Raw genomic sequence first — 18,288 nt, forward strand, 5'->3', positions numbered from 1 at the left:
TCCGAGTTGAACGTGTCAACGCATCCCCGAGGTGTCGTCGTCGTCGTCAACGGCCCCCTGTCCTCACCGGCGGCAGTCGAATGGGGGGCGCGCGAAGCGTCGCTACGCGACGTCACCCTCACGCTGGTCGCCATCCGGAAGCCCGGAATGCGGCGGGACGTCGCAACGGCGGCGTTGGTGGCGGCCGCGGACGCTATCGAGGGACAGTGCAGCAGCCGCATCGATCTGGAAATCGTCGACGGCCTGGTGATCTGGGTGCTCCTCGGCCTTTCGAACTGCTCCGAACTTCTGATCCTGGGCGCGGGCTTTCAGCGCCAAGCCGCGGACAGCTTGCTGCGCTCGGCCCCCGCCCGGCTGGTGGAGCATGCCCGCTGCCCGGTGTTGGTGGTTCACGACCTCGACCGGTGGCGCCCGAATCTGCCCGTGCTGGTCGCCGTCGAATCCTGCCCGAGTTGCGAGGTGGCGATCGACCTCGGTTTCCAGGAAGCCTCCCGTCGCGGCGTCGACCTGATCACCGTCCACAACGCGAGCGGACCGGCCGAGCGTGCGTCGTTTCCGGCGGAAGACGCCGTCGCTGAAAGTTTGGCAACGCACCGAGCCCGCTATCCCGACGTCCCCGTACTTTCGTTGCCGCGTCGTGCGTCCGACGAAGGCCGATGGGGCGGGTATTCCCGGTCAGCGCAACTGGTCGTGATCTGCGACCGTGCGGCGCAGGAGTTTTCGGGCCTGCGTCTCGGGCCGCTGACCTGCGCGGTGCTCAGATACGTACGGGCCCCGGTACTTGTGGCCCGTCGAGCCCGCGTCCACACGCAGTAGGGGCGGGAGTGCGGAATTCACGTCGCCGCGGCGCTGGGTCCCGCGGCTGTGGGGCGACGTTCTGATGGGCCGGATAACGACGCGTTGCCTGGCGCGGCGGCTCACCGCAGAGGCCGACACCTCCCGGGCCGAAACGCTGGTCGTCGAGGAGCCCCTCGAAATCCGCATCGACGGCCGGCCCGTCACGGTGACGATGCGAACCCCGGGAGCGGACATCGAACTGGCGCAGGGCTTCTTGCTGACCGAGGGCGTCATAGCGCGTCGCGACGATGTGCTGGCGGTGCGTTACTGCGCCGGTGGCGCGGCCGGCGACCGTTCCAACACTTACAACGTGCTCGACGTGACGCTGGCCGCACACGTCCCACCGCCCGTCGTCGACATCACCCGCAACTTCTACGCGACGTCGTCGTGCGGGGTGTGCGGCAAGGCGTCCCTCGACGCGGTGCGCTTGAACAGCCGCCACCCGATCACGGACTCCGGTCCGAGTGTGGCCGCGACGGCTCTTTGCGCCATGCCGCGCCAACTACGGGCGGCGCAGAAGGTGTTCTCCGCCACCGGCGGATTGCACGGCGCGGCGTTGTTTGAACCCGACGGCACCATGCTGGTTGCCCGCGAGGACATCGGCCGCCACAACGCGGTGGACAAGGTGATCGGTTGGGCAGTCGAACGCGACCGGATTCCCCTCGGGGGTGCGGTGTTGCTGGTGAGCGGACGGGCATCGTTCGAACTGACCCAGAAATCCGTGATGGCAGGCGTACCCGTGTTGGCGGCGGTGTCTGCGCCATCATCGTTGGCGGTCGACCTCGCCGACCAAGCCCAAGTCACCCTGGTCGCGTTCCTGCGCGGCGAATCCATGAACGTCTACACGCGACCCGACCGCGTCATCGGATAGGGGCCGGAATGCCACGAATCGGCCCTGCCGTTACGGCGGTGGGATCGCCACTGCGCCCGATCAAGCGACCGGGAAAGCAAGCCTGCCAACGAGACGCGCAGCGCGACACGCTGCGCCGGGCCGCCCGCGCCGGCATCACCGTACCCGTCGCCCCGGCGCTGAGCCTGGTGACCGCGGGCGGGACCGAGGCGCCGCTGTATGCGCTGCTGGGCGCATTCTGGTTGATGGTCGTCACCGACTTTCCCGGCAACCGGCAAAACCGCGCGGTCGGATACCTGGGGCTGGGAATCAACGGGTTCGTGTTGATCGCCGCGGGTTCGGCCGTCTCGTCGGCCCCGTGGCTCGCGGTGGCATTGACCTTCGTCCTCGGGGCGGCGGTCACCCTGGCCGGGGTTGTGAGCGAGACGGTCTCCGCCGGACAGCGCGCCACCCTGCTGCTCTATCTGTGGCCGGCCTCCACGCCGACGGGGCCGGTCGGCCAGCGGCTACTGGGGTGGGCGATCGCACTGGCGATCTGCGTGCCGGCCGCGTTGTTCCTACTGCCCGCGCGCCACCGCGGACGGTTACGCGATCACGCGGCCGCAGTCTGCGCCGCGCTGGCAGCTCGGCTGCGCGGCAACGGCTCCGTGAACGACGTGATCGGCGCGATGGACGCGCTGCACGCCAATTACCTTGCCACCAATGTGCGCCCGGCGGGACTCACGGCGGGCAGCCAGGCGCTCATACGGGCCGTCGACAACCTGCAACTGATGCGCGACCGCGTCGCGGACGTCACTTGCGCGGCGCTTGGGCCGATGACGCAACCCGTCATCGCCGTATTGGAAGGCTCCGCCAAAGTCCTGCTCCGGTCGTCACCCGCGCAGCGCGATCTCGACCGCGCGGCGCTGGACCGGGCGGTCACCGACTTGCGTTCCCTGGAGGGCGGCCGCTACCGCGTGGAGGTGACCCAGATCCTGGGCGAAACCGACGACGCCACCGCAGTCGCGATCGGCCGCAAGGTGTTGAACCGGCGAACGATCACCACAGCAGTCGCCCTCACCGGCTCCGTCGTCGCGGCGTCGGCCGCGGCCGACGCACGGCCGGTGTGGGCCCGCGCCCTCGGGCTGCGGATGCCGAAAACGGCCAGCGGCGCACGGCTCCTACCCGAACCGGTGGCGCTCGCCGCCATTCCCACCGCCTTCTTGGCGACCCGGTCGGTGGCCGCACGCAACAGCTTTCGCACCGGAGTCGGCCTGGCGCTCGCGGTGGCCGTCAGTCATCTCTTTCCCGTCCAGCACGGCTTCTGGGTCGTTATGGGCGCCATGATCGTCCTCGGCAGCAGTGCGTTGAGCACTGGCACCAAAGTGGTCCGCGCCGTGATCGGCACGGCGGTCGGCGTCGCGGTGGGGGGTGCGCTCATCGCCGCCTTCGGGGTGGACCCCAGAATGCTGTGGTCCCTGCTCCCCGTCTCGGTGTTCGGCGCGACCTACCTGCCGCAGCGGTCGTTCGCCGCGGGGCAAGCCGCGGTCACCATGACCGCACTGGTCATCCTCAATCTCATTGCGCCCTCTGGGTGGCGAATCGGGCTGCTGCGCATTGAGGACGTCGCCCTGGGGGCGACGGTGGGGATAGTCGCCTCCCTCCTGCTGTGGCCGCGAGGGGCGACCGCGGCGATATCGGAGGTGATCCGGACGGCCCTTCAGGCCAACGCCCGATACCTGAACGCCGCGGTGCTGCACGTCACCGGCGGCGCCCCGACTGTCCCCGATTACCCGGTCGACGTCCTCGCATACACCGCGATGGCCGCCGATCGGGCGGTCGACGACGCTGTCCGACAATATCTTTCCGAAACAGGCAGCGAAGCCAATCTGCGCACCCCGGCGGTGCAGGCGGCCAACCGCATCACGCACCTGCGCATGACCGCCGACGTGATAGCCGAACTGCAAGCGGCCCAGCCACGGTCGGCGTACTTGCGCGCACGGACCGTGCTGGAGACCCACGCCCGACTCGTGTCGGCCAGACTGCGCGACGGATCGGAACAGACGCGGCGGTCGATCATCGACGAATTCGTGCCGGCGTTGCGCTCCGGGGAGACCCGGGGTGACGCCGTCGACTCAGTCCTGCCCTTGGTCACGGCCGCCGCCAACTTGGGCGAACTCGAACTCACCTATCCCGCGGCAACGCATGCGGCGAATTCGTGACTTGTCCCGTGCGATTCGGGATACGGGCCGCCAGAGGGACAGCGTTGCGAGGCGGCATAAACCTCAATCTGACACACCCCTGAGCAATCACAGCCGCATGGCGGCCGGCATCTCGCCGACCCACTGATGTCCCCAGTAGCTGTCGGCGGTGATTTCCTCTGCGGTGTAATATGTTTCGTCGACGCGCATGCCGTCGGTGCCGAATTCGATGTCCCAGTCGCCGGGCGCGCGGACGTAAAACGACACCATCTTGTCGTTGGTATGCCGGCCCAGCGTGGATGACAGCTGGAACCCCTCGGCATTGACGCGGTCCAGGGCCTGGCCCACCGCGTCGAGACTGTCCACCTCGACCATGATGTGCACGACGCGGGGATCACGCTGGTGCGCCGCCGGGACGATCGCCAGGCTGTGGTGGCGCTGGTTGATCCCGAGGAAGCGCACCCGCACCGGACCAAACTCCTTGGGTAACGGCACCCGGAACGCGCCGCGCGACCGGAACCCCAAAACTTGGGTGTAGAAGTCGAACAACAAGTCGGGATCGGTGCTCGGCAGGACGACATGACCCATGCCCTGAGCACCGGTGACGAACCTGGCCCCGAACGGGGTGATCACCGGGCTGTGGTCGAGCACCGCACCGTGGAATACCTCGAGCGTGTGGCCGCCCGGGTCCTCGAAGGTGATCACCTCTTCGACCCGGCGGGCCTCGGCCCCGTCGGCCGACAGTTGCTTGAACGCCACTCCCGCTCCGTCGAGGGCCGCCATCACCCGCTGCAGCGCCGCGCGGTCGCGCACCTCCCAGCCGACCGTCAGGACCCGTTCGGTGTCGCCGGGCACCACGACGAGGCGGGCCGGGCGCTCGTCCATCCGCAGATACAGCGCCGTCGGGTCGGGGCCCTTCCCTTCGGCGAATCCCAGGACGCCGAAGGCGAATTGGCGCCACCGGTCGATATGGTTGGTCGATATGGTGACGTAGCCAAGACTTTTCAGGTCGCTCACGTCTCGTTCTCCTAAATCAGTGCCCGCAGCGGGCCCTCGGGCGGGTCGATGCCCAGCGAACTGAGCGCCGACGCGTGGTAGGTGGTGCCGGGGACGTGGATGGCGTGCAGATGGCCGACGTGCACATCGCGCCAGTAGCGTTGCAGCGGCTTGTCCATCCGCGCCGCGTTGCCCCCCGAGCGGGCGAAGATTTCGTCGACCGCCGCGACCGCCCGCCACACCGCGCGGACTTGGGTACGTCGCCCGGCCGCGCGGTCGGCGAACGACACCTCCTGGCCGGCGGCGACCATGTCATAGATCCGGTCGGCGTTGGCCAGCAGTTCCTGGCGGGCGGCGTTGATGTCGGCCGCCGCCTCGCCGATGGCGTGCATGACGTAGGGGTCGTCCTTGATCGCGGTCCCGGTGGCGCCGACGCGCTCGCGCTGATAGTCCAGATGCGCGGCCAGCGCTCCCTCGGCGATGCCGATGGTGGCCGCGGAGATGCCCAGCGGGAACATCGTCGACCACGGCATTAGGTACAACGGCTCGGTCATGCCGGCCTCGCGCTGAGCGGTGCCGTCCATCACCTTGGTCGCGTCCATGGTTCGGTAGACCGGGACAAAGGCGTCCTTCACGATCACGTCCTTAGAGCCGGTTCCGCGCAGCCCCACCACATTCCACGAGTCCTCGACGATCTGGTAGTCCTTGCGGGGCAGGATCATGTGCAGCATCTGCGGCGGCATGATCGGGATGCCCTTGTCGTCGCCGAGCATCGCGCCCAGGATGATCCAGTCGCAGTGGTCGGTGCCCGAACTGAACTGCCAGCGACCGTTGAAGACATAACCGCCGTCGACCGGCTTGGCCACGCCCTGCGGCGCGTACGGAGAGGCCATCCAGGTGTCGACGTCGTCGGCCCAGATTTCGGCGGCCACCCTGGGATCCGCATAGGCCAGCTGGTAGGGGTGCACGCCCACCACGCCGACGATCCAACCCGCGGCCGGATCCAGCGCGGCCGTGGCCATCACCGTCTCGGCGAAGTCGCGGGGATGGACCTCGAACCCCTGGTATTTCTTCGGTTGCAACAGCCGGATCAGCCCGGCCGCCTTCATCAGCTTCACGGTTTCGTCGGTGAGGCGGCCGAGCCGTTCGGCATCGGCGGCCTGCTCACGCAACTGGTCGGCCATCGCCGAGACCCGGTCAATAACCCGCTCACTCATGCTGCCGTCCTCTACCTTCTGTCGGCGTACTAATGGTGTACCGCAGTCGGTGCCTGACCAGAAGGCGTTCGGGTGAGTGGATCCGTCATCGGGTTGACCCGTTCGCCCAAATCGACGTGTCCGCGACCGCGTCTCGCACTTTTGCGCGGTGGCGTAGATCTCGAGGCTCAGCACACCGCTTACCCCATGGCGGCGACCCGCCTCACCCGGCTTCGCCGCGCTCGCGATCACCGCTTACCCCATGGCGGCGACCCGCCTCACCCGGCTTCGCCGCGCTCGCGATCACCGCTAGCGCGACAGGAAGGCCAGCACGGCGCTCTCGAACGCCGCCTTGGCCTCGATCATTGCCCAGTGCCCAGAGTTCGGGAACACGTGGAGTTCCGCGTTGGGGATGGTGCGCATCGGGATCAGCGCCATGTCCGGCGGGCTCACCCTGTCGTCGCGGCCCCACGTCAGCAGGGTGGGCGCCGCCAGCTTGTGCATCACCGCCCACGGCAGCGGGCGGTCGGACGCGGACATCGCCGCGTTCATGGCGGCGAACGCCGCCTTGCCGTACATGCGGCGCGCGGCGGCCAGCGTGTTCGGGTCGCTCGCCGACCGCCACCGCTCCTCGACGAGTTCGTCGGTGACCAGCGCCTGGTCATAGACCATCGACTTGAGCCAGTCGATCAGCCGTTGCCGCGTAGGGTCCTCGACGAATTCCTGCAGCAGTCGGATGCCCTCGCTGGGGCTGGGGCTGAAGATGTTGGTCCCGATGCCGCCGATGGTGACCAAGCGGTCGACGCGGTCGGGATTGCGGATGCCGAAGTTGATGCCGACGCCGCCACCCATTGAGTTGCCGACGATGTGTGCCTTCGCCACGCCCAGGGCGTCGAGCAGCGGCATCACGGCGCCGAACGCATCGACCATGGGATGACCACCGAAGTCGTCGCTGACACCGAAGCCGGGGAATTCCAGGATCAGGCACCGGTATCGCTCAGCAAATGCGGGAAGTATCCCGCGAAAGTTGCGCCACCCGGCCACCCCTGGGCCGGAGCCGTGTAGAAACAGGACGACCGGATCCTTGTCCGAGCCGCAGTCGTAGTAGCGCAGAGCGCCCTTCGGGGTCTCGATTCCACGCAGGTCCGGTTCGCCGACAGGAGTGTGTGTCACGCCTGTCACCCTGCCACGCGGGCGCGGCGAGCGGGAGCACCGGTCCGCAAGATGGCGTACCCGGCTGCCGCCCGACGCCGACAAGCCTTACCGGACAGTACCTTTGGCCCGTTTCACGGGCTATCCGGCGGGTCGCAGTTGAGCAGCTCCTTGAGCGCCCTGGGGAACGCGTCGGCCAGCTCCCACAGCTCGGGCACCAGGTCCGGGCACGAGGTGATGCCGATGCCCAGCCGGCCGTTGAGCGACATGACGGTGACGTTGAGCCCGGCGCCGGCGATGATCGGACCGAGGGGATACATGGCGTCGATCCGGCAGCCCAGGAAGTACAGCTGCTCCTGTGGACCGGGGACATTCGACAGCACCAGGTTGTGCGGCGGCTTGTCCGACAGGGGGATTCGCGGCAGCAGCCTCATCGCGGCGCCGAACATGGTCTGCCCGGCGATCTGCGTCCAATCCTGCAGCAGGGTCGGTCCCATGGCGGCGGCGTGCGCTTTGGCCGCGGCGTTTCCCTCGGCGATGCGGCACAACCGCTGGGCCGGCTCGTCGATATGCGTTTCGAGCCGGCACAGCATCCAGGTGGTCTGGTTGCGGCCCGGTCGATCAGATCTTCCCCGCACCGACACCGGCACGCTGGCCACCATCGGGCTGCCCGGGAGTTCGCCCCGATCCAGGAAGAACTGCCGTAACGCCCCAGCGCAGAGCGCGGTCACCGCGTCGTTGACGGTGACCCCGAACCTCTTCTTGACGGCCTTGAGCTCATCCAGGTCGAGCGTCGCCAGCGCGACGTTGCGGTGCCGGGTGAACGGGCCGTTGAACGCGGTCGGCGGCGCGGCGAACGGGGCCGCCATCGTGTGCCCGCCGCGCGCGCGAAGGACCGTCTCCGCCAACGTCAGCGCGGTCGCCGGCACGACCTTGGCCAGGCGCCAGGGGCGCAGCATGGCGCCGATCAACCCAGATGCGGCGATCTGGAGCGGATGCGCCGAACCCGCGCGGGTCGCCGGTTTCGGCGGCGGGGCGTCGGGCAGGGTGCTGCTCAACTGTGCCAACAGATTCGCCCCGCCCACACCGTCGACCACCGCGTGGTGCGCCTTGAGGATCACCGACAGCGCGCCGTTGCCATGCAGGCCCTCGATCACCCACATTTCCCACAGCGGACGATCGCGATCCAGCGCCAGCCCCGCGACGTGCCCGCAGATCTCCGCTAACTCCCGCGGGCCACCCGGTGCCGGCAGGGCCACCCGGTGGAGATGACGGGCGAGGTCGAATCGTTCGTCGTCGACCCAGACCGGATGGTCGAGGTTCAGCTGGGTGTCGGCCAGCTTGAGGCGGAATTCGGGCACCGCGTCCGCCCGTCCCGCCAGCGCCTCGCGGAACCGGTCGAACGTGTAGCCGCCTGGCACGGTGCCGGGGTCGAGCTCGAGGACACAGCAAACGTTCAACGGTTGCGTCGGAGATTCCAGATATAAGAAGAACGCGTCTAGTCCGCTGAGTCGTTGCATATCCGCTCGTCTCGATTGTGCGACGATGACCGCTGGTCACCTGACCGACGGTCAGTCCCAGGCCACGAGGGCGGACACGATCAGGGCCAACCGCAATCGCAAAGGTGTGCTTTCTATCTGTAGCCGTTGAGCGGACCACGGCAAACATTTCGCCGGGACATTAAGCGAAATCGCCTCCGTTGTTCACCTTCCCGAGACTTCCCGCGACCTCAGGTCGGTGAGCAAGCGGTCCAGCGAGTATCTGTTGTGACTACGGAACGCGACCACACCGGTGAGTGCGAACGCGTGGAGGAGCTGTTCGCCGATCACGTTGAAGTGCTCGATCGACGTCGCGCCGAGCACCAGGACGATCATCACCAGGCCGCCAGCGACGGCGGCCGGACGCGTCAGCGCGCCGGCAACCAGCAGTACGCCGGTGAGTAACTCGACGAACGGCAGCGCGTACCCGCACCCGGAGACCAGAAAAGCGGGCACGATGGACGCCTTGAACTCGCCCATCAGCTGCGCGTGGAACGTGCCCAGCTTCGGCAGCCGGACCAGGCCATGCCCGAACAGGCTGGCGCCGATCGTCAGCCGCAACAGCAGATAGGCCACGGCGCGGTCGGTGTCCTCGGGCGCCGGGGATGCATCCATCGTCGGTCCTCCTCAGTTCGGGGTTGCGCGATCACGGGTGCCCGATCGGCTCGCCCTGCGTGCCGGCGGTATCTCGTGTTGGATGACAAGGTATGTCAGGGCCGGCGGCGCCCGACCGGGCGTAGGGGGCGGGTATCAGCGCAGGGCACCTCAGACGTGAGATCGGCGCGGAGATCGAGGTCGACATCGAGGCACCGACAACGCTGGATTTCCAGGTCACCGTGGCCCGCCAGCCGGGCGTCGATCTCCGTGAGTCGTTGGCAATCCGCCTGAACGGCAAGGAGATCGAGCCGCGGGAAATCCTCGGCGAACACGGGACACGAATTCACACGCTGCAGGCCGACGAGGGCACCGTGACCCTGTCGTATGCGGCCACCGTGGTCGGGGAGGCCGAACCGGCACCGGTGACTGACATCGACCTGATCACGTACCTGCGCCCGAGCCGGTACGCGGAAGCGGACAAGTTCTTCGGTTTCGCCGCCACCGAATTCCGGGAGTACGGCGCGTCCAGGACGCTCCTCGAGAAGGTGTCGTCGTGGGTGGGCACCCGCCTGAATTACGTTCCGGGGTCCAGTGATCCGATCGACGGCGCCACGGACACACTGCTGGCCGGCTCCGGGGTCTGCCGGGACTACGCCCATCTGGTGATCGCCATGCTTCGCGCGCTCAATGTCCCCGCCCGGCTGGTGGCGGTCTACGCGCCCGGATGCCAGCCGATGGACTTCCACGCGGTGGCGGAGGCGTTCGTCGACGGTTCGTGGCGCGTCGTCGACGCCACCTGCCTCGCGCCGCGGCAATCCATGGTCCGGATCGCCACCGGACGCGACGCGGCCGACACCGCGTTCCTGGACAACCACAGGGGCGCCATCACGCTGAAGAGCATGACGGTTACGGCGATCGTGGACGGTGAGCTGCCGCGGGACTCAATCGACCAGCTCGTGAGCCTGCGGTAGCCGCGCGACTGTGGCGCAGGCTACTGGCCGACGGAGTTTCGCCGGTGCCCGCGACGGGGAATATCGGGGGCAACACCCACTGACACGGAGGAGAAGGATGTCCGACAAGAGTGGTCCCCAGGAAGCCGTCGAAGGCCTCGTCGAGGGCGCGAAGGGCAAGGTCAAGGAGGTCGCCGGGGCGGTGACCGGCAACGAGGACCTGTTGCGTGAAGGCCAAGCCCAGCAGGACAAGGCCGACGCGAAACGCGAAGCCGGACAGAAGGAAGCCGAGGCCGAGGCCGCCCGCAAAGCGGCCGACGTGAACGAGGCACGCCAGAAGGCCGAACAGGACTAGCTTTCCGCGCGGTGGCCCGGTCACGGCCGTGACCGGGCCACCGCGGTGTCGCGACCGGGAAATGAATCGCCGTGTGATGCCGTCCAAACGTCCATGAAGCTCAACGACGCAGCCCGCGAGCTCATCGGTACGGGTTTCGACGCCACCCTGGTGATGCTCAACCCCGACGGCAGCCCCCAGGTGGGCCGATGCCGGCCGGGTAACCGGGATCCGGGACGACCGCGACGACGTCTGAAGCCGCGGCCGCCTCCGCCCCAAAGGCGTGTCCCTGGGCGCTCTGCACGACGACCCGGATCGCATGCGCCGCCCGATGATCAAGGCCGACGGGGAATCGCGGGAGGTCGGCTGGGACGCCGCGTTTCGCCGCTGCACCGAACTGCTGACGCCGGTCATCGAGAAATACGGGATCGGCTCGGTCGCCGCCCACACGGGTAACCCACTCGCACACTCGTTTTCGTTGGCCCGGTGCGCGGGCGTGCTGCTGGGTAGGTCCGGGTCTCACCGCCGACGTTCCTCGATGAGCCCTGCGGCAACGGGGCGCTCAACGGCATCCCGGTAACGGTCATCGACGACCGCGCCCGGTTCCGGGTCGCGCCCAGCGCCTGAACGCCGCGATTCACAGCGGATCGATAACCGCCGTCGAGCCTGCTGCTAACTGCGGGGCGCACAACTGGTGGATGGCAACGCATACCGTTTCCCGCGCACGAGAAATTCCCGGCCTGCGCAGCCCTGAACGACGTTTGACGCGAACACTTTTCGTGGCGGCATCGGTGACCTTGGCGGTCCTCGCGGTCGGCAACCACGCTCCCGCCGGCGACACGGGAAGCGCTGCCGCCCCGGTGCGCCTGGCCGACTTCGCGCGGACGCCGTTCGGCGGCGGCGGTTTTGCCGCCAATGGCGACGACGACGAAGCCCGGCTGCTGCAGCAGCAGCAGGCGCTGCAGCAGATGCAAGAAGCCGAGCAGCAAGAGGAATTGGCCAATCAGGAGGCCCGGCAGGCCGAGCAGCAGGGTCTGTTGACCGAACAACAGGCCACACTGTCGGTGCCCGGCGGCTGACCACGTTTGTTTCCCCGCCGCTACGAAGTGTGCAGTGCCTCACCCTGCGAAGCCTCGGCTGAACCGCCGGGGCGAGCGCCTCGTCGGCAAAGGCATGACTCAAACAACGTATTCCAGATCCCCGGTGCGGGCGGCCCACTACGGCCGCGGCGCACCTCACATCGCCGGAGCGGCGGTCGCCTTCACACCGCACCGGTACGACCAGGAACAGGTGGCGCGTGAACTGACAGCCATCGCCGAACCGGGATTCATGCGCTTCGCCCACACCACGGGCGTCGATCACCGCAGCCTGGCGCTGCCGCTGTCGCGCTACCCGGAACTGTCGGGGTTCACGGAGGCGAACGACGCCTACCTCGAGGTCGCCGTCGACCTCGGTGAGCAGGCGATAGTTTCGGCACTGGCCTCCGCGGGCGTCGAGCCTCACGAGGTCGACACCATCGTGATGGTCTCGAGCACCGGGGTAGCCGTGCCGACCATCGATGCGCGGCTGATATCGCGGGTGGGGCTGCGGCCGGACGTCAAGCGAGTCCCGCTCTTCGGGCTCGGATGCGTCGCGGGCGCCGCGGGGATGGCGCGCGTCCACGACTACCTGCGCGGCTACCCGGGGGATGTTGCCGTGCTGCTGTCCGTCGAGTTGTGCTCACTGACGCTGCAGCGCGGCGACACGTCCATTCCCGCGCTCATCGGTGTGTCGCTGTTCGGGGACGGCGCCGCCGCAGTGGTCGCCGCGGGTGCTGATCGGACCGATCTGAGCGACAAGGGAATTCGGGGACCTCGAGTGTTCGCGACGCGCAGTCGCCTGATCCCGGAGACCGTCGACGTGATGGGCTGGAACGTCGGCTCCAGCGGGTTCCGGCTCGTCATGTCGCGCGACGTCCCGAAAATGGCCGAAGATTACCTGCGCTCCGAGGTCGACAACTTCCTGGCCGACCACGGGTTGTCGATCGGCGACATCTCGTCGTGGGTGTGCCACCCCGGCGGCCCGAAGGTGCTCGATGCGATCGAGAACGCGCTGGGTCTGTCTCCCGAGGCACTGGTGCACAGCCGAAACTCCATGCGGGACAACGGCAACGTCTCGTCGGCGTCCGTGCTCGATGTGCTGCGCCGAACGGTCGCAGAACCGCCGCCGGAAGGATCCCTCGGGGTCATGCTGGCGATGGGTCCGGGCTTCAGCTTCGAGCTACTCTTACTGCAGTGGTGAGGTGAGACCATGTACTACTACCTGTTCATTCTCGCTATTGCCGCGGAACGTCTCGTCGAGCTGGTGGTCGCCCAGCGGAACGCCAAGTGGTCGATCGCTCACGGCGGCAAGGAATTCGGACGTGACCATTACCCGGTGATGGTCAGTATGCACGCGCTGCTGCTGGTTTCGTGCGTCGTAGAAGTGTGGGCCCTGCACCGGCCGTTCGTTCCGTGGCTGGGTTGGCCGATGCTCGCCGTCGTGGCGCTGAGTACCGCCGTCCGTTGGCGGTGCGTCCGCGTCCTGGGCAGGCACTGGAACCCGCGCCTCATCGTCATACCGGGTGCGCCGTTGGTGCGCGACGGGCTGTACCGATGGGTTCGGCACCCCAATTACACCGCGGTCGCGGCGGAGGTGACGGCGCTCCCGCTGGTTCACTCGGCCTGGCTCACGGCGATCGTCTTCAGCCTGGCCAATGCGTCGGTGCTGTCGGTGCGGATCCGCGCCGAGAACGCCGCGCTCGGGTACGCCTGAGGCGTCAGGGGGCGATCGGTCGATTCGTCCATTCCCGGTCGGCCCGGCGCGACGAGCGGAACCACCCGCCCGCCGCGCCGGTGCCGCCGTCGGTGGGGATGGTGTGGCCGGTGACGAACCCCGACAGGTCGGAGGCCAGGAAGAGGATCACGCGCGCCTGGTCCTCGGGCAGGCCCATCCGGCCGACCGGCACCCATTGCGGCCACTGCGCCTGCTCCTCGGGCGACAGCCACCTCGAGTACGGCACCTGCAGGGATTCGGTGACGTCGGGTCCGATCGCATTGACCCGCACGCCATCGCGGCCGACCTGGACGGCCAGGCTGCGGGTGAAGTGGATGACGGCCGCCTTGAACGCCGCATAGACCGGGTCCTCGGGATAACCACGCAGCCCCTCGACCGACGAGACGTTGACGATGGCCCCGGCGCGTCGATCGATCATCGCGGGAAGGAAAGCGCGGGTCACCAGGAAGACGTGGTGCAGGTTGATCCGGTACAGCTCCTCCCACAGCTGGGGGTCGGTATCGACGAAGTGGCCCGGATGGCGGAGCCAGTGGCCCACGTTGTTAACCAGCACGTCGATGCGGCCGTGGCGGTCCAGCACCGATCGCGCCATGTCCGCCACCCGGTCGGAGTCCCGAACGTCGGTGACCAGGGCCCGGGCCGACCCCCCGGCCGCCGTGATCTCCCCGGCCGTCCGCCGAGCCAGCTCGGGATCGATGTCCGCGATCACCACCCGCGCGCCATGCCGGGCAAACAGCCGCGCGGTCGCCGCGCCGATGCCGCCCCCGCCGCCCGTCACCACCGCAACCCGGTCGACGAGCAGCTGATCGGTTCCCGGCTCTTCCATGCCTCATATCTTGGGCCACCGCCGGGCGCCGGTCGGCGGTACCCATTTCTTGCGGCCGCAAAACGTGACGTTGTCGGTCGCCCCGCGGATTAACCCGCCGTTTTTGGGCCGCGGGAGTGGGTATCCGCTTCGCACTTAGGAGCTGATGCCAATGGTGACAACTGACCCAATGCGGGTATTGCCCAGCCAGGCAATGAGCCGGCGCATTCACCATCGCCACAGTCCGCAGTCGGTCGCGGTGGCGCTGGCCAGCCGGTTGATCGTCAAGAATGCGGTGCGCGCGTGGGCCCTGCAACCTGATTTGCATTGGTATTTGCAGCACGTCGACAAGTTCGCGGGATTGTTCCCGCGGATTGGCTCCTCTGCGAAAATAGAGCCGGTGCGGCTGGATAACTGTGCCGCCGAATGGGTCCGCGCATCCGGCGCGTCGACGCAACGCGCCGTGCTTTACCTACACGGCGGCGCCTTCCTGACATGCGGCCTCAACACCCACCGGTCGATGGTGACCCGCCTGTCGCACGCAGCGGACGCCGCGGTGCTCACAGTCGGATATCGCAAGCTGCCGACTCACCAGATCGCGGACGCGATCGAAGACGGCCTGAGCGGGATTCGCTGGCTGCAGGACCTCGGCTACGACGGTGACCAGATCGTCGTCGCCGGGGACTCGGCCGGGGGATACCTGGCATTCATGACCACGTTGGCCGCCATCCGCAACGGGGTTGCCAGGCCGGCCGGCGTCGCCACCATCTCGCCGTTCACCGACGCCGATCCCGCCCGAAAGCTGAGGCACCGCAACGCGCGCAAGTGCTCGATGTTCACCCGCGGGGCGTTGTCGATGTTCGCGCAGTACCTCAGCAAAGTGCACCTTCCGGGCGAGGGCACCGAGCGCCGCGTCGTCTCGCCCGTCGACGCCGACCTTTCGGCGTTGCCGCCGGTGACCATCCACGCCAGCTCCGACGAACTGCTGCTGCCCGACGCCGAGCTGATGGCGCAACGGCTGGAGGCCAGCGGCGTGCGCTGCGAGCTTCACCTCTGGGACAAGCAGATCCACGACTTCCCGTTGGCCGCCGACGTTTTGCCCGAGGGACGTCGCGCGATCCGGTACATCGGCGACTTCATCAAGCAGGTGACCGCAGCGGCCGGGCGGGCCCCGCGGCAACTCGCCGCCGCGGCGGGGTAGCTTGCTGACGCCTCCCGGACTGCGCGAGCAGACGCAGAATCGCATCAGATTGCAAGGTTTCATGCGATTTTGCGTCTGTTCGCGGGGTCTCGAGGGCCGCAGGCTACCCGTTGCCGGCGATGCCACTCGCCCGGGCGACATGCCGCCCATATCGCGGTGCGGCCGATACAGTTACTCCTCGTGAGCCGACCAGCCCCCCCTGTGCTGACCGTCCGGTACGAGGGATCGGAGAGGACTTTCGCTGCGGGCAACGACGTCGTCATCGGGCGTGATCTTCGTGCGGACGTTCGTGTCGCGCACCCGCTGATCTCCCGGACGCACCTCATCGTGCGCTTCGACCAGGGGCGCTGGATCGCGATCGACAACGGAAGCCTCAACGGGCTGTATGTCAACAACCGGCGCGTGCCGGTCGTCGAGATCCAGGACGGCCTGCGGGTCAACATCGGCAACCCGGACGGTCCCGCGGTGACGTTCGAGGTCGGCCGACACCAGGGCGTCGCGGGGCGGCCCCCGTTGACGACGTCGATCCCGATCCTCAATCCGCCCAGCGGACCGAGTGCTCAGGTGCCGCACGGGCAGCCCCAGCCCGGCGCGCACTGGCCGGCCCAGCCTCCGCAGCCGTCCACCGCGTCATTCCGCCAGCCCTCGCACCCGGGCGCGCCGCACGTGGGCCATCCGCCCACCGGCCAGGCGCCGGCCCCGCCGTCCGGGCCGCAGCCGCACTACCCGACCGGAGGCCATCCCACCGGCCCGCCCAGCGGACCCCAGCACGCGCCACAGATCTACCGGGCGCCACCGGCGCACGTGCCGCCGATCCCGCACGAACCGGAGACGGGCCGCGTCTCCGGGGACTCGTCGAACATCGCCACGTCGATGATGAAGATCCTGCGCCCGGGCAAGGCGGCGGAGTCGGCGCCGGGCGCGATCAAGATCGGCCGGGCCAACGACAACGACATCGTCATCCCCGAAGTGCTGGCGTCGCGCCACCACGCCACGCTCGTCCCGACGGCACACGGCACCGAGATCCACGACAACCGCAGCATCAACGGAACCTTCGTCAACGGCCAGCGCGTCGAGTCGGCCGTGCTGCGCGACGGCGACGTCGTCACCATCGGCAACATCGACCTGGTCTTCGCCGGCGGCACGCTGGCGCGGCGCGACGAGAGCGCGACGGCGACGCGCACCGGCGGCCTCGACGTGCGCGGGGTGACATGGACCATCGAGAACAACAAGGTCCTGCTGGACGACATCTCGCTCGGCGCGCAACCGGGCACGCTGACCGCGGTCATCGGCCCGTCGGGCGCCGGGAAGTCGACGTTCGCCCGGTTGGTCGCCGGTTACACCCACCCGACCAAGGGCACGGTGTCGTTCGAGGGCCACAACGTCCACGCCGAGTACGCGTCGCTGCGCAGCAGGATTGGGATGGTGCCGCAGGACGACGTGGTGCACGGCCAGCTGACGGTGCAGCAGGCGCTGATGTACGCCGCCGAACTGCGGCTGCCGCCGGACACCACCAAGGAAGACCGCGAGCAGGTGGTGGCCCGGGTGCTCGAGGAACTCGAGATGACGCAGCACCTGCACACCCGCGTCGACAAGCTGTCGGGCGGTCAGCGCAAGCGCGCGTCGGTGGCTCTCGAGCTGCTGACCGGGCCGTCGCTGCTGATCCTCGACGAGCCGACCTCCGGGCTGGACCCGGCGCTGGACCGGCAGGTGATGACCATGCTGCGGCAGCTGGCCGACGCCGGCCGCGTGGTGCTCGTGGTCACCCACTCACTGACCTACCTGGACGTCTGCGACCAGGTTCTGCTGCTGGCGCCGGGCGGCAAGACCGCGTTCTGCGGGCCACCGAGCCAGATCGGCCCGGCGATGGGCACGACCAACTGGGCCGACATCTTCAGCACGGTGGCCAACGACCCCGACGGGGCGAAGGCACGGTACCTGGCGCGCACCGGCCCGCCCCCGCCGCCACCACCGGCGGAAGCGCCCGCCGACCTGGGCGACCCGTCCCACACCAGCCTGCTGCGGCAGTTCTCCACGATCGCGCGCCGGCAGGTGCGGCTGATCGTCTCGGACCGCGGTTACTTCGTCTTCCTCGCGGTGTTGCCGTTCATCATGGGGTCGCTGTCGATGTCGGTGCCTGGGGACGCCGGATTCGGGATCCCCAACCCCCTGGGGGACGCGCCGAACGAGCCCGGGCAGATCCTGGTGCTGCTCAACGTCGGCGCCGTCTTCATGGGCACGGCGTTGACCATCCGCGACCTGATCGGTGAGCGCCCCATCTTCCTGCGCGAACAGGCGGTCGGCCTGTCCACGTCGGCGTACCTGCTGGCCAAGGTGTGTGTCTACACGATCTTCGCGGTCGTGCAGTCGGCGATCGTGACGGTGATCGCGGTGCTCGGCAAGGGCGCACCCACCCAGGGCGCCGTGGCGCTGGGCAGCCCGGCGCTGGAGCTGTTCGCCGACGTCGCGCTGACCTGCGTCACGTCGGCGATGCTGGGGCTGGTGCTGTCGGCGATCGCCCGGTCCAACGAACAGATCATGCCGCTGCTGGTGGTGGCGGTGATGTCGCAGCTGGTGTTCTCCGGCGGGATGATCCCCGTCACCAACCGGCTCGGGCTCGACCAGATGTCCTGGGCCACCCCGGCGCGATGGGGTTTTGCCGCATCGGCGTCCACCGCCGATCTCACGATGTTGGTGCCGGGCCCGGTGAATCCGAAGGACTCCCATTGGCGTCACACCGCCGGCGCCTGGTGGTTCGACGTCGGGATGCTGCTGGTGCTCAGCGTCGTCTATCTCGGATTCGTGCGTTGGAAGATCCGCCTCAAGGGCGGCTGACCC

Annotated in this window: 16 protein-coding genes and 2 pseudogenes; 12 read left to right on the plus strand and 6 right to left on the minus strand. The window is 68.5% G+C overall.

Annotated elements, in window-relative coordinates:
• Positions 1–6: 6 nt before the first annotated feature.
• From G6N56_RS02660 to G6N56_RS02670, 3 genes are all read left to right on the plus strand, one after another.
• Positions 7–816 carry an adenine nucleotide alpha hydrolase family protein gene (locus G6N56_RS02660; protein WP_142280693.1) on the plus strand — a complete coding sequence of 270 codons (810 nt, stop codon included), beginning with the start codon at positions 7–9 and terminating at the stop codon, positions 814–816.
• A gap of 64 nt (positions 817–880) precedes the next feature.
• Complete coding sequence (gene fdhD / locus G6N56_RS02665) at positions 881–1,708, plus strand: formate dehydrogenase accessory sulfurtransferase FdhD (protein ID WP_085256810.1); 828 nt, start codon at positions 881–883, stop codon at positions 1,706–1,708.
• A gap of 38 nt (positions 1,709–1,746) precedes the next feature.
• A complete protein-coding gene (locus tag G6N56_RS02670) occupies positions 1,747–3,888 on the plus strand; it encodes an FUSC family protein (RefSeq protein ID WP_232069197.1) in 2,142 nt (713 codons plus the stop codon).
• Positions 3,889–3,975: 87 nt separating this feature from the next.
• On the opposite strand, the gene G6N56_RS02675 is transcribed toward G6N56_RS02670, so the two are convergent.
• From G6N56_RS02675 to G6N56_RS02695, 5 genes are all read right to left on the minus strand, one after another.
• Positions 3,976–4,884, minus strand: a complete 909-nt coding sequence (locus G6N56_RS02675; RefSeq protein ID WP_085256808.1) for a VOC family protein — start codon at positions 4,882–4,884, stop codon at positions 3,976–3,978.
• An 11-nt stretch (positions 4,885–4,895) separates the two neighbouring features.
• Positions 4,896–6,080, minus strand: a complete 1,185-nt coding sequence (locus G6N56_RS02680) for an acyl-CoA dehydrogenase family protein (RefSeq protein ID WP_085256807.1) — start codon at positions 6,078–6,080, stop codon at positions 4,896–4,898.
• A gap of 288 nt (positions 6,081–6,368) precedes the next feature.
• A complete protein-coding gene (locus tag G6N56_RS02685) occupies positions 6,369–7,232 on the minus strand; it encodes an alpha/beta fold hydrolase (RefSeq protein ID WP_142280692.1) in 864 nt (287 codons plus the stop codon).
• 113 nt (positions 7,233–7,345) lie between these two features.
• Positions 7,346–8,731, minus strand: coding sequence for a WS/DGAT/MGAT family O-acyltransferase (locus tag G6N56_RS02690; RefSeq protein WP_085256806.1), 1,386 nt, complete (start codon positions 8,729–8,731; stop codon positions 7,346–7,348).
• A 183-nt stretch (positions 8,732–8,914) separates the two neighbouring features.
• Positions 8,915–9,364, minus strand: a complete 450-nt coding sequence (locus tag G6N56_RS02695) for a DoxX family protein (protein ID WP_085256805.1) — start codon at positions 9,362–9,364, stop codon at positions 8,915–8,917.
• Positions 9,365–9,498: 134 nt separating this feature from the next.
• On the opposite strand from G6N56_RS02695, the gene G6N56_RS02700 reads away from it, so the two are divergent.
• The 7 genes and pseudogenes from G6N56_RS02700 (at position 9,499) to G6N56_RS02730 (ending at position 13,423) form a co-directional block, all read left to right on the plus strand.
• Complete coding sequence (locus G6N56_RS02700; protein WP_085256804.1) at positions 9,499–10,317, plus strand: transglutaminase-like domain-containing protein; 819 nt, start codon at positions 9,499–9,501, stop codon at positions 10,315–10,317.
• A gap of 97 nt (positions 10,318–10,414) precedes the next feature.
• Positions 10,415–10,651 carry a microaggregate-binding protein 1 gene (mbp1, locus tag G6N56_RS02705; RefSeq protein WP_085256803.1) on the plus strand — a complete coding sequence of 79 codons (237 nt, stop codon included), beginning with the start codon at positions 10,415–10,417 and terminating at the stop codon, positions 10,649–10,651.
• A 93-nt stretch (positions 10,652–10,744) separates the two neighbouring features.
• Positions 10,745–10,834: pseudogene (locus tag G6N56_RS28735) on the plus strand (PPOX class F420-dependent enzyme); the annotation flags it as partial.
• A gap of 25 nt (positions 10,835–10,859) precedes the next feature.
• Positions 10,860–11,147: pseudogene (locus G6N56_RS02715) on the plus strand (molybdopterin-dependent oxidoreductase); the annotation flags it as partial.
• A gap of 181 nt (positions 11,148–11,328) precedes the next feature.
• Positions 11,329–11,709, plus strand: a complete 381-nt coding sequence (locus G6N56_RS02720; RefSeq protein ID WP_142280691.1) for a hypothetical protein — start codon at positions 11,329–11,331, stop codon at positions 11,707–11,709.
• Between the two features lie 94 nt (positions 11,710–11,803).
• Complete coding sequence (locus G6N56_RS02725; protein WP_085256801.1) at positions 11,804–12,910, plus strand: type III polyketide synthase; 1,107 nt, start codon at positions 11,804–11,806, stop codon at positions 12,908–12,910.
• 9 nt (positions 12,911–12,919) lie between these two features.
• The gene (locus tag G6N56_RS02730; protein ID WP_085256800.1) at positions 12,920–13,423 is read left to right on the plus strand and encodes an isoprenylcysteine carboxyl methyltransferase family protein; all 504 of its coding nucleotides are present in this window, start codon (positions 12,920–12,922) and stop codon (positions 13,421–13,423) included.
• Positions 13,424–13,427: 4 nt separating this feature from the next.
• On the opposite strand, the gene G6N56_RS02735 is transcribed toward G6N56_RS02730, so the two are convergent.
• Positions 13,428–14,270 (minus strand): SDR family NAD(P)-dependent oxidoreductase, encoded by an 843-nt coding sequence (locus tag G6N56_RS02735; RefSeq protein ID WP_085256799.1) that lies wholly within the window; start codon positions 14,268–14,270, stop codon positions 13,428–13,430.
• A 151-nt stretch (positions 14,271–14,421) separates the two neighbouring features.
• Between G6N56_RS02735 and G6N56_RS02740 the strand changes: the two genes are divergently transcribed.
• Positions 14,422–15,450: an alpha/beta hydrolase gene (locus tag G6N56_RS02740; protein ID WP_085256798.1), complete on the plus strand. Its 1,029-nt coding sequence runs from the start codon at positions 14,422–14,424 to the stop codon at positions 15,448–15,450.
• Between the two features lie 180 nt (positions 15,451–15,630).
• Complete coding sequence (locus G6N56_RS02745) at positions 15,631–18,285, plus strand: FHA domain-containing protein (protein ID WP_408632658.1); 2,655 nt, start codon at positions 15,631–15,633, stop codon at positions 18,283–18,285.
• Positions 18,286–18,288 lie beyond the last annotated feature (3 nt).

This window comes from Mycobacterium saskatchewanense, assembly GCF_010729105.1.
GTDB classification, from domain to species: domain Bacteria; phylum Actinomycetota; class Actinomycetes; order Mycobacteriales; family Mycobacteriaceae; genus Mycobacterium; species Mycobacterium saskatchewanense.